13 protein-coding genes are annotated in these 11,593 nt (G+C 62.3%); 7 read left to right on the top strand and 6 right to left on the bottom strand.

Annotation, left to right across the window (positions count from 1 at the left end; translation table 11 throughout):
• Positions 1-99: 99 nt before the first annotated feature.
• The 5 genes from PJL15_RS09165 to PJL15_RS09185 form a co-directional block, all read right to left on the bottom strand.
• Complete coding sequence (locus PJL15_RS09165) at positions 100-435, bottom strand: PRC-barrel domain-containing protein (RefSeq protein ID WP_281450838.1); 336 nt, start codon at positions 433-435, stop codon at positions 100-102.
• Positions 422-844, bottom strand: a complete 423-nt coding sequence (locus PJL15_RS09170) for a hypothetical protein (protein WP_281450839.1) — start codon at positions 842-844, stop codon at positions 422-424. The genes PJL15_RS09165 and PJL15_RS09170 overlap by 14 nt, the downstream gene beginning before the upstream one ends.
• Positions 841-2,070, bottom strand: coding sequence for an NRAMP family divalent metal transporter (locus PJL15_RS09175; RefSeq protein ID WP_281450840.1), 1,230 nt, complete (start codon positions 2,068-2,070; stop codon positions 841-843). The genes PJL15_RS09170 and PJL15_RS09175 overlap by 4 nt, the downstream gene beginning before the upstream one ends.
• On the bottom strand, positions 2,067-2,543 hold the full coding sequence (locus PJL15_RS09180) for a hypothetical protein (RefSeq protein WP_281450841.1): 477 nt from the start codon (positions 2,541-2,543) through the stop codon (positions 2,067-2,069). The genes PJL15_RS09175 and PJL15_RS09180 overlap by 4 nt, the downstream gene beginning before the upstream one ends.
• Positions 2,544-3,119: 576 nt before the next feature.
• Positions 3,120-3,278 (bottom strand): hypothetical protein, encoded by a 159-nt coding sequence (locus tag PJL15_RS09185; RefSeq protein ID WP_018778776.1) that lies wholly within the window; start codon positions 3,276-3,278, stop codon positions 3,120-3,122.
• 404 nt (positions 3,279-3,682) lie between these two features.
• Between PJL15_RS09185 and PJL15_RS09190 the strand changes: the two genes are divergently transcribed.
• Both PJL15_RS09190 and PJL15_RS09195 read left to right on the top strand, forming a co-directional pair.
• Positions 3,683-4,264, top strand: coding sequence for an AAA family ATPase (locus PJL15_RS09190; RefSeq protein WP_281450842.1), 582 nt, complete (start codon positions 3,683-3,685; stop codon positions 4,262-4,264).
• 130 nt (positions 4,265-4,394) lie between these two features.
• Positions 4,395-4,544 carry a hypothetical protein gene (locus tag PJL15_RS09195; protein ID WP_281450843.1) on the top strand — a complete coding sequence of 50 codons (150 nt, stop codon included), beginning with the start codon at positions 4,395-4,397 and terminating at the stop codon, positions 4,542-4,544.
• A 9-nt stretch (positions 4,545-4,553) separates the two neighbouring features.
• Here PJL15_RS09195 and PJL15_RS09200 read toward each other — a convergent pair whose 3' ends face one another.
• Entirely contained in the window at positions 4,554-5,288 is a 735-nt protein-coding gene (locus tag PJL15_RS09200; protein ID WP_281450844.1) for an NUDIX hydrolase, read from the bottom strand.
• 106 nt (positions 5,289-5,394) lie between these two features.
• Here PJL15_RS09200 and PJL15_RS09205 point away from each other — a divergent pair, with 106 nt between their 5' ends.
• The 5 genes from PJL15_RS09205 (at position 5,395) to ggt (ending at position 11,574) form a co-directional block, all read left to right on the top strand.
• Positions 5,395-6,411, top strand: a complete 1,017-nt coding sequence (locus PJL15_RS09205; RefSeq protein WP_281450845.1) for an SPFH domain-containing protein — start codon at positions 5,395-5,397, stop codon at positions 6,409-6,411.
• Between the two features lie 9 nt (positions 6,412-6,420).
• Entirely contained in the window at positions 6,421-7,323 is a 903-nt protein-coding gene (locus PJL15_RS09210) for a hypothetical protein (RefSeq protein ID WP_281450846.1), read from the top strand.
• Positions 7,324-7,446: 123 nt separating this feature from the next.
• Positions 7,447-8,535: a type I restriction endonuclease gene (locus PJL15_RS09215; protein WP_281450847.1), complete on the top strand. Its 1,089-nt coding sequence runs from the start codon at positions 7,447-7,449 to the stop codon at positions 8,533-8,535.
• A gap of 128 nt (positions 8,536-8,663) precedes the next feature.
• Positions 8,664-9,608 carry a hypothetical protein gene (locus tag PJL15_RS09220; RefSeq protein WP_281450848.1) on the top strand — a complete coding sequence of 315 codons (945 nt, stop codon included), beginning with the start codon at positions 8,664-8,666 and terminating at the stop codon, positions 9,606-9,608.
• 109 nt (positions 9,609-9,717) lie between these two features.
• On the top strand, positions 9,718-11,574 hold the full coding sequence (gene ggt, locus PJL15_RS09225; RefSeq protein ID WP_281450849.1) for a gamma-glutamyltransferase: 1,857 nt from the start codon (positions 9,718-9,720) through the stop codon (positions 11,572-11,574).
• The last annotated feature ends 19 nt before the right edge of the window (positions 11,575-11,593 follow it).

Genomic DNA, 11,593 nt, shown 5'->3' on the forward strand with positions numbered 1-11,593 from the left:
GTGTTAATGGAACACTTCGAACCTATAAGGCTGCTTAGTGGCATGTCCATGCCTATGACAAAAATTATCAGTAAACTTAGCAATTACCCTATTCGTGGTCTATCGTGTCAGCCGCGCATCGTACGCAGTGAAGCCGGGACGAAGCCCCACCTCCCGCGAACCCAGCACGGCAATGTCCTCCCAAAGCACCAGGAATGAACCCCGGTGCCACCAACGGAGGAGCTGCGCCAGTGGCCATGGCTGGCTGAGTTCCTGCCGTTCGTAACCGAGAAATGACGACGCCGTCCGCGGACTCACCACGATCCCCACAAACCGGCCCTGGCTCAGCAGTTGGCCGGCCCCGGCATCCAAGGCGAACCGGACGTCCGAAACCTCGCCCAACCTTTGCCCGTCGCCGTCCACCACGTCGCTGCCCAGGATGTCATTCAGGTTCATGGCTGCCTCCAGGAATCCGTGCGATGACATGGGTGCGCAGCCACCGCTCCACCCACGAGGCATCCAGTGAGTCAGCGCGGACACCCAATGTCACCACCGTGTCCACGCCCGCCACCGACTTCCACGGAATGCGGATCAAACGGCTCGACGGCGGCCTGCCACCAAAGATCCGCGTCCCCAGTACCGGCCCTGTCAGCAAGGCCGTGATCTGCGGCGCCGGGGCGCCCTTGGGAATCTTTTCGTTCGGTTCGGGGCCGCTCAACTCGATATCGTCAACGGTGGTGACGGGGACGCCGTCGACGTCCAGTACCTGCCTGTCCAGCAGGTGCAGTTGGGCGTCCAGCACCTTGCCCGCCGGATAGGGCGCGGCATGGATCTCTTGCGGTTGGACGCGTTTCGCCTTGCTCATGCTCCCGCTCCTGTGGCGATCATCAAGGGAATGGCCGCCAAGGAGGCAACCAGGATGATGAACAGGTAAATCACGCCAGCGATGTTCACCGCGCGGCCGTTGACGTGCTTGCCCATATATTGCGGGTCGTTGGCCACGACGAGAATCGGCAAGTAGGTCAACGGAAGGGCTATCGCCGAGAAAACAACGGAATATTCAGTCACCAGGATGGGATCCACTCCCGTGGCCAGCACCGCAACCCCCGCCAGCAGCACAACAATCATGGACACGTGGAAACGGGCAGCCTGGGCCGGTCGACGGAACTTGCCCCACGACCATCCGAAGAATTGCGCCAGGGTGTACCCGCTGGAAAGCGTCGTCTCCAAAGCCGCCCCGAACGTTGCCGCCACCACGCCCAGAATGAGTACCGCCAAGGCAAGCTGGCCGCCGGCCTGCGCCACGGGAAGCGCGACCTGCGACAACGACGTGACGCTGATGCCGGCCGGCAGAAGAACGACGGCGGCGCACCCGGCGATCGCGATGGAAAGGAACCCGCCCAGCGGGAAACCGAGGAGGACGTTGATCCGGGACTGAAGCAGGTCCTTGATCTTCCAGCCTTCTTCCACTGCTCCCGAGGAGAAGAAGAACACCTCATACGGTGTCATCGCAGCTCCGAACAGGGCAATGGCGTAGTACCAGTAAACACCGGCACCTTCCTGGGCCGGGACGGACAGTGCGAACGCCTGCCCGGCCAGCGCACCCCAATCAGGTTTCAGCAGGAAGAGTGCCACGGCGAAGACCACCAAGGACAGGCCCACCAGCCCTGTCACGTTCTCCATGATGCTGAACTTCACCCGCCAAACCACCAGCCACACAGCCAGCAAGGCGAAAGGAACCCAGAGCATATAGGACACCCCGCTGGCCAGTTGGAGGGCCAAGGCGATGCCGCCGATTTCTGCGGTTACTGTCATGACATTGATCAGGAAGGATGCACCGAGGTTGGCCAATCCGGCCCGAGGTCCAAGGCGTTCCCGAATGACCTCGAAAGTGGCCCTGCCGGAGACCGCAGCCACCCTGCCGGACATGTTGGCGAAGAGGCAAATGCCCACGACGCCCACCAGCACCACCCAGGCAAGCGACATGCCGAACCGCGAGCCAACCACTGCATTCGTCACAAGGTCCCCGATGTCAACAAAGCCCCCGATCGCCGTCAGGATGCCGAGTGCAACACCGAGGAGCCGTTTCACTGGATGCCGGCCTTGGTCATGAGACTGTCCAGTTGCTCAGTGGCAACGCGGAGTTCCCCTTGCACTGTTGTGAGCTGGGTTTGCCCCTGTCCGTCATTGGGGCCACCGGAAGAGGAGGTCAAGGCGTCCCGAGCGTGCAGGAGGGCCCTTGAAATGGAGGAAAATGCCGCCAAGGCATCGTTCCGGAGGACGCGTTCTTCCTGTGTTTGCGCCGAAAGCCTATGGACATGGTCCGTGGCGGACTCTACGTCGCCCAGCATGTCGTCCGCGGTGGTGGACGCGGCGGCCGCTGTCGTGCTGTCCGAAATCCTGAGGTCCACCGCAAGGCTTGCAGCGCGCACGGCTGATGAAACCTCTTTAGCCGGGCTTTCCAGCGCCTCCGCGGACGGACGTTGTGAGCAACCAGTCAGCAGCGCAGAGAGAATCACCAGGAATGTGAGGACAACTGTCCGGGACCGCGGGAATTTGCTCATGATGGCTTCGGAATCTCGCACCCGCCCTGTGGATTCAAACCAGTGTAGTTCAGTGGCCCTGCGACGATATTCAAAGCTATGGTGGCCACTTGCGAACATTGGGCGGGCGGGGCGCTGTAATATCCCCGCTGACCGGCGGCAACTGCCCCTATGACGAGCCAAACAACGACGAATAACCCGATGATTGAACCGATTCGCATTTCTTCCCCAATCGCTAGCTGAAAGCAACAGCAATTAGTGACAAACGTGGTTTTAGGTCTCCTAAAGCAGCGTGGCGGCGGACCGGATATCTCCTGTCCGCCGCCCACTGGTCCGATCAATCCGTGGGATTGGTTTCGGTTGTTAGACCGCGGTTGTCCGCTGTCCCTTCATCCTTTTCTTCTGCCGGCCCGGGTGGATTGGCAGACTCGCTGGGACCAGCATCGACGGCGTCATCCTGACTTCCCGACGATGCGTCGCCGGCATTTACCGGGCCGCTGGCTTCTGGCACCCCGGGGTCCCGTGGAATGGGATGTCCTGGGGTGGTGGTTCCATCGCGAACCTGGGAAAAACCGGCAACTTCGCTTGGATCAGTTGTCATACGCGCGACCGGCCCCTGCCAACCACCCAACCAATGAGCGCGAGAACCAGCAGGATAATTCCTACCCACAGAAGGAAACTGAGGGCTTGGTTGAATCCGCCTACAAGAAGCAGGATGATCGCGATTACGCCGGCGATTATCAAAAGTGTGTTCATTGAGCTACGCATCCCTTTCAATAACTGTTGTCTATTCAGGAAGGCGTCCGCTGGTACTCCACGCCTTGTGGAGCGCCACCCATGCCAACGGGCACCGGTTGGAGAAATTCATCTCCATTACTTACGTACCCTCACGGAAATCGATCCAAACGAATCTATTGCCCGTAAGTAGTACGTACATAGCATCATGATAGGCGCGCATCCTCCTTTGGCGTAGTAGTTCGTCAGGAAACTTACTACCGTTTCGCGGAGACTGTCCAGAGCCCGCCCAAAAGAGCCCTCCTGCCGGGCTGCTGGCCCGAGTGCGGGATGGACTGTTGGCCCGACCGCGGGTGGGGCTGTGGGGCGGGTCACGGCACAAGGGAGCGCCACTCTTCGTTGGACAGGAAACGACGGGAGGCCCAATGCTCATTGTTTTGACAGGAATTGACGGCTCAGGAAAAACGACGGCGGCCCGCGCCTTGGTCGCTTCCGCCCGCGCTCAGGGGCGGAATGCCCTTATGCTGAGCAACCATGCGGGCCGGAGAAATCTGTCGCTGCTGGCCGACAGGTTCGGCGTCACATTGCCAGGGCGTGTCGCGGACATCATTGAGACGGGCATACGGCTGTGCACAGTGCTGACCAACCACGCGCGCTCCCGTTCATTTGACGGACTTGTGGTTATGGACCGCCACTTGCACTGCCAGCTCGCACTCCGCCAAGCCAATGGCTTGAGGCCTGGCCGGCTGCTTCGGTGGCTGCTGGAACGGCTTCCGGCACCGGACCTTGCGGTTCACTTCGACGTCGACCCGCGTGTTGCGCACCAGCGCGTCATGGCACGCGGAACCGACAAGGAAACCCTGGCGGACCTATTGGCATTCCGGGACGCGTACCGCTCGCTCCCCGAGTTGGCCGGGTTTGTTGTTGTGGACGCCAATGGCACACCGGACGAGGTCCTGGCCCAATTGAAGCGGCTGATCGATGCCAAGGAGCTGACCCGGGTTTAGATCCTGTTCCACGTGACTTGCGCCTTCTGGTGTGAAGGGTAGGCTCGGGCTTCCCGGTGGCCGCACTCTCCGTAACCATTGACCGCTGGTTGCATACACGGCGGGACAGCCGGAGCCTGGGCACCCATTGATGCTGATCTCGACCGCCGGCATCAGCCGCAACTCGCAACAGGCCGTCGCGACCGTTGTTGGCGTTGCCAGCCTGTTCATCATTGCCGTCGCAATACCCAGCAACCTCCTGCCGATCAACATCGTGCTGGCCCTAACCCCAGCCAGTTAGCCCCGCCGCCTAGTCCCGCGGGCGCATCAGCGGCGGGTTCAGCACCGCGCGCGCGGCGTGGCCCGGCGTCGGACGCGATTCGGGAGCGAGCCTGAACAGCGCAGCCGGGCGACCGGCGTCGCCTGTTGTCATGCGGCCGGTGTCCTCCAGGAAGCCGGGTGTGCCCGTGGCTTTTCGGTGGAAGTTCCGCGGGTCCAGGCGGGTACCCCAGACGGCTTCGTACACCGCGCGGAGCTGGGCGATGGTGAATTCCTCGCCGCAGAATGCTGCGCCCAAGGGGGAATATTCGAGCTTCGATTTGGCCCGCTCCAAGGCGTCGTCGAGGATTTTCGCGTGGTCAAAGGCCAGTTCCAAGCGGCCATCGACAACGTCCCGGACCGGGTACCAGGCCGCCTGCTCGGCGTCGCTGCCGGCGGCCAGCACCGGGAAGTCGGGCGCCAGCAGCAGATGCGCCACCGTGAGAACGTCGCCGCGGGGGTCCCGCCCCTTGGGCCCATAGCTCCCCAGTTGCTCGAGGTGTCCGGGCAGGCGTTCGACGCCGGTCTCCTCCGCCAACTCCCGCGCGGCCGCTTCCATGAGGTCCTCACCCGCGAGGACGAAGCCACCCGGCAAGGCGGGTTTCCCACGAAAGGGCTCTATGAGGCGCGTGATGAGCAGGACGTTCAGCTCGCCGTCGCGCACGGTAAGGGCGACGACGTCGACAGTCACCGGGAAGCGCTCGGGCGCCGGATGGGATTCAGCCATGAAGCAATCGTAGGTGAATTATCGTCATGTTGACAATAAAGCACGAGCGCTCCTACAGTTTAGTTATCGTCAATTTGACGACAACTAAACGAAAGAGGCGAACATCATGGCAAACATCAAGCGCTACCCCTGGATCAGCCACTTCCTTGGCAGCCCCACAGGCTACGTCGTTCACCTGCAGAAGGGCGCTGTGAAGCACCAAGGAGTGGGCCAGGCCTTCTTCTTCCGCCCCGCCAACTCCGTGTTGAGCGAGGTTCCCGTGGATGACCAGGAGCTGCCCACCCTCTTCCACGCCATCACCCGTGACCACCAGGACGTCAGCGTCCAGGCCAATGTGACCTACCGCTTCATTGATCCGGTTGCCGTCTCCACCCGCCTCGACTTCGGACTGCAGACGGCGGGCAAGGCCCCCGCAACCGGCCGCGAGCAGGTTTCCACCATCATCGGCCAGCTGTGCCAGAGCCACGCGATCGACCAGATCGCCACCACCACGCTCGCCGAGGCCCTGGAACGCGGGGTCAGCCAGCTGCGCCTGGTTCTCACCGACGCACTGCGAGCAGATGCAAGGCTTCAGTCCACCGGCATCGAGATCCTCGGCGTACAGGTGCTCGCGGTTCGGCCCGAAGCCGATGTGGAGCGTGCCCTGCAGACTCCGGTCCGCGAACAGCTCCAAGCAGAAGCAGACCGGGCCGTCTACGAGAGGCGGGCGGTCGCCGTCGAACGCGAACGCACCATCTCCGAGAACGAAATGGCGAGCCAGATCGAACTGGCGGTTCGTCGCGAGAACCTGGTGGCACAGGAAGGCGCAAACGCCCGCCGGGCCGCAGAAGAAAAGGCAGCAGCGGGGCTGATCGAAGCCCAGGGATCCGCCGAACGCAAGGGAATCGGCGCCGCCGCGGAAGCCAACCAGATCCGCCTTGTGGGCGAAGCTGCAGCGGCCCGCGAAGCCGCCACCATGGAGGTCTACCGGGGGATGGAACAGGCCACGCTGCTGGCACTGGCCCTCAAGGACGCCGCGGGCAGCCTGCCGAACATCGGGAACTTGACCATCACCCCCGACCTCCTCAGCGGAGCACTCGCCGGGCTGTTCAAGGACACCGCCACCGCCGAAACCACCAAGTAGGGTCGCACCATGGCAACCCCGCGCATCGTCATCGTCCACCGGCGAACCGAGCTCCAGGAACTCCTGGACCGGCACGCCACCCGCGGCCAGGCAGAGTTCTTCCTCAGCACCCGTGGCCGCAGCCTCCAGGACGTGCAGGATCGGCACGATCGCCTCACTTCCGCACTCGCTGCAGTCCGGGCATCCGTTCCGTCGGATTGGCGCCAGGCCGAAGTGGAGCGGGCGGACCTCAGCCGTTTCCTGCTGACGGATGAGGACATCATCGCCGTCGTGGGGCAGGACGGACTGGTTGCGAATGTGGCCAAATATCTGCAGGGACAGCCAGTCATTGGCATCGATCCCGAGCCCGGCGCGAACCCTGGCGTTCTGGTCCGGCATAGCCCAGCGGCCGCCGCGGCACTCCTTGCCGCCGGCGATGTTGGGCGGCTGCGCTGCCTGAACCTCACCACCGTGACGGCAACGCTCGACGACGGCCAGCAGCTTTCGGCGCTGAACGAAGTGTTCGTCGGGCATGCCTCGCACCAGTCGGCAAAGTACACCCTCTCCGCGCCGAGTTTCACCCAGGTTGGCGGACAGACTGAGCGGCAGTCGTCGTCGGGCCTCATCGTTTCCACCGGAACAGGCGCCACAGGGTGGTGCGCTTCCATTGCGCTTGAACGGGGCGGAAGGGCCCTTCCGGCACCCACCGATCCACGACTCGCGTGGTTTGTCCGCGAAGCCTGGCCATCCCCGGTAACGGGGGCATCGTTGACCGAAGGTGTGCTGGAGGCCGGCGAGGTGCTGCGCTTGACCGTGGCGTCCGACCAGCTCGTGGTGTTCGGCGATGGCATGGAGGACGACCGGCTGACAGCTTCATGGGGGCAGGAGATCGCGATGCAGTTGGGGCAGAGGCCGCTGCGGCTTGTTGTTTGATGCGGGGCGCGGCTGGGGCTGAGCAGGTGCGGCCGACAGGCGGTGTAAGACCCTTGCGGCTTGCGGATACAAAGCTCCGCTATGGTGGGCACACCTGTCCAAATTAAGACCAATGGGGGTCACATGGAATTTGCAGAACGGTTGGCCGCGCTGGCCGCCAAAGTTCGCCAGCAGCGAGGCGTAATTGAGACAGAAGAAGCGACGAAGAATGCGTTCGTCATGCCATTTATCTCTTCGATCCTGGGCTATGACGTTTTCAACCCACTCGAGGTCGTGCCTGAGTTCACAGCAGACGTTGGCGTCAAGAAGGGCGAAAAGGTTGATTACGCCATCGTGAAGGATGGTGAGATCCAGATTCTTATCGAGTGCAAGAAGTCGATCGAACCCGTAAAGATCGAGCACGCATCGCAACTTTTCCGCTATTTCGCAGTGACCAACGCCAGGATCGCCATTCTCACGAATGGTGAGATTTACCAGTTCTTCACTGACCTGGATGCCCCCAATCGCATGGATGCTAAACCCTTCCTCGTGCTGGACCTGAACGACATCGACGAAACCCTGTTGCCCGAACTCCAAAAACTTTCCAAGGACGTCTTCGATCTGGATTCCATCATCAGTGCGGCAGGCGAACTGAAGTACATCGGGGAACTCAAGAGGACACTGGCGGCACAGTTCCGGGAGCCAGAAGACGAGTGGGTCAAGTTCCTGACGTCCCGTGTGTACACCGGCCCCTATACGCAGCGGGTCCGCGAACAATTCACGTCGCTGGTCGCAAAGGCCACCAAGCAGTTTCTGAATGACCAAGTCAACGAACGGCTTAAGAAGGCCCTGGGCGCCCAGGCGTACGCACCCGCAGATGATGTCTCCGCCGCCGTCGTATCCAGCAAGCCTGTAGCCGAGGCCGATCTCGCAGAAGCGGACGCCATCGAAACGACCCTTGAGGAAATCGAGGGGTACCAAATCGTGCGCGCCATTGTCTGCAGCGAAGTTAAACCTGCTCGCGTGGTTCAACGAGATGCGAAGTCGTACTTTGCGGTACTCCTTGACGACAATAACCGGAAGCCAATCGCACGGCTCCACTTCAACAGGACCCAGAAGTACCTCGGCCTCTTTAACGAAAGTAAGGAAGAGACGCGGGTTCCGATCAGCTCATTGGAAGAAATCTATGAGCACACGGAGGCCTTGCGGGCCAGCGTGAAGAGTTATCTCTAGGTCACCGGGTGGGAGGTGGTTGCGCACTTCCCACCCGACTGGAAGGTATTTATTCCACTCGGTGTAGAGTTGGCGACTGGCCTGATGCATTTCTCGTCACGTAGTCCACCGACACCCAAGGAGCTTCCGTGAGCCATGCGCAGCAAGTAACGGAGCAAGCTCCGCCGCCGAGGACTGTCCATGGCAGCGCCGCCCGCGATGCCGCAGTGGCGTTGTTGATCGGAGTCCTTGCTGCAGCGCTCGGCCTCACCCCATGGTGGGTTACCGGCGCGACACTCCCCTTGCAGAATCTTTGGGCCAACCAGGTCATGCCGGATCAGATGCCGTTCTCGCTACTGCCTCTAAGCCAGTACGAAGGCATCACCCTGATCGCACTGCTGACTACTGGCGGGGCCATTGCCGGCCTAGCCATAAGGCTCTGGAACCCGGTCCACCGCGGGATCGCGAAATGGTGTGCGGTTGGTGGTGTCTTGTTCGTCCAAATCGCCGCCACGGTCCAGTCGTTCATGGTGCTCAGCAACGGTCTTGCGGGCGGCAAGCTGGCCGCTCTCTACTTCTTCGGAATGCTGGGAGGCGTGGTCCTGTCGATCATCGCCAGCATGGTGGCTGCCCTCTTGATCTCCGCGAAATCGCGGGCCACCACCGCACTGGGGGTTGGACTTGTTGCTGTCCCCGCCGCATCCTGGGCTGTCCAGTGGGCCGTCGGCCTCGCGGGGCGTAGCAACATGCCCATCGAAGTCTCGACCATCGCCCACTGGGTTCCCGCTGTCCTGGTGGGTTGCGCATTGGCTTGGTGCGGACTCAAACCCACCCGTCGCGTAGTGGTGTGGGTGCTGAACCTTGTCTTCCTGTGGGTTGTCCCTGCGGTCTTTACAGCCGTCCAGTCAGTTCTTGGAACCCGGGTGATTGCAGGCGACATCCCGGAAATGATGCTCATGGGCAGGCAGGTCCTGACCGCCGCACTGGGTCCCGACGGCGGCGCCGGCCCCACAGTGTTGTTGGCCCTGGGCGTAGGCCTGGTGGGTGTTGCCATACGGACCATCGGCGCACGGAAAGCCTCCACCCAGCCCTAAGGCAGACCCGACTGCTTCAAGAATCAACCGTTGTCCCTCGCAGAAGCCCCGGGGTAGGGTGACCGAACCGTTCGCCACATCATCGTCTGGGAAAATTCTGGGAGAGACCATGACACATGTGAGACGCCAGCTGGCTGCTGTGACGGCAGCCTTCGCACTCAGCGCCACCAGCTTGGGCATAGCCAGTCCAGCCGTTGCTGATCCTCGTGAAAGCGAGAAAACAGCCACGGCCACAGGCTACGGCGGAGCCGTGAGCACGGTCGATCCTGAGGCCTCCGCAGCGGCCATCGAGGTCCTCCGGAAGGGCGGCAACGCCGCTGATGCCGCCGTGGCTGCCGCGGCAACCCTAGGGGTCACCGAACCTTACAGCGCCGGCATCGGGGGCGGTGGCTACTTCGTCTTCTACGACGCCAAGACCGGCAAGGTTGGCACGATCGACGGTAGGGAAACTGCTCCCGCGGCCATGCCGAATGATGCGTTCATCGACCCTGAAACCGGCAAGCCCTACCCCTTCACCACCGCGAACCCTGCGCTACCCACCAGCGGCGTCTCCGTTGGCGTTCCGGGCACTCCGGCCACTTGGGAGCGCGCACTGGAACGTTGGGGGACCCTCGGCCTGGGTGAAGCCTTGAAGCCAGCCATCAAAGTGGCAACGCGCGGCTTCGTTGTGGATGAGACCTTCCGCCAGCAGACCTTGGATAACAAAGCACGCTTCAGCAACTTCACCTCCACGAAGGACCTGTTCCTCCCCGGTGGCGACGCTCCCGCCGTCGGGAGTGTCTTCCAGAACCACGACCTCGCGGCGACCTATCGCTTGCTGGCCAAGGATGGCACGGACGCTTTTTATGGAGGCCCTCTGGCCACTGAAATCGCCAACAACGTTCAGGCTCCGCCCAAGGTCGAGAACCCGACGCTGCCGATTCCGGTTGGTTTCATGACCGCCCAGGACCTGGCGGATTACAAGGTGGTGGACCAGGATCCCACTCACATGAATTACCGCGGTTATGACGTCTACGGCATGGCCCCGTCCAGCAGCGGCGGCACCACGGTCGGCGAGGCATTGAATATCCTGGCGCCGTTCAACCTGTCTGAAATGAAGCCTACGGACGCCCTGCACCACTACTTCGAGGCCAGTTCGTTGGCCTTCGCGGATCGCGGCAAGTACGTCGGCGATCCGGCTTTCGTGAACGTTCCCACGAACGCGCTCCTGGACGAGGCGTTTGGCAAGGAACGCTCCTGCCTGATCAACCCGACGGCGGCGGCCCCGAAGCCGGTCGCCCCGGGTGACGTATCCAATTACGACGGCGCGTGCCCCACTTCCGCGGCACCGTCCGCCAAGGACTCCGATACCGAGAACATCTCCACTACAAACCTGACTGTCGCGGACAAATGGGGAAACGTGGTGGAGTACACGCTCACGATAGAGCAGACAGGCGGGTCTGGGATTGTTGTTCCTGGCCGTGGCTTCCTGCTGAACAACGAGTTGACCGACTTCACAGCCGTTTACGACACCGCCGACCCAAACCGTATCCAGCCGGGGAAGCGGCCGCGTTCCTCCATGTCGCCCACCATCATCCTGAAGGACGGCGACCCGTTCCTGGCCCTCGGTTCGCCGGGTGGTTCCACCATCATCACTACTGTGCTTCAGACAATCATCAACCGGGTTGATCTGGGCATGACCATCTCCGAAGCCCTCGCGGCGCCTCGCGCGGCACCCAGGAACGGCGCCACAGTGAGCTCGGAACCGGCGTTCATCGATGCCTACGGTACGGCGCTGGAATCATTGGGACACAAACTGATGCCGGCAGGTGACGCCTTTACGTCTGCGGCCGAGATCGGGGCAGCCACCGCTATCGAATTCGGCGACGGCGGGAAGCTCACCGCCGTCTCGGAGCCAACGCGGCGAGGAGGCGGATCGGCGATGGTGGTCTCCGACAACAGTCGGGATCATGGCAGGGGCCGATGAACAAGTAGGCGTTCGCCGG

The organism is Paenarthrobacter nitroguajacolicus, assembly GCF_029952445.1.
In the GTDB taxonomy this organism is placed as follows: Bacteria; Actinomycetota; Actinomycetes; order Actinomycetales; family Micrococcaceae; genus Arthrobacter; species Arthrobacter nitroguajacolicus_B.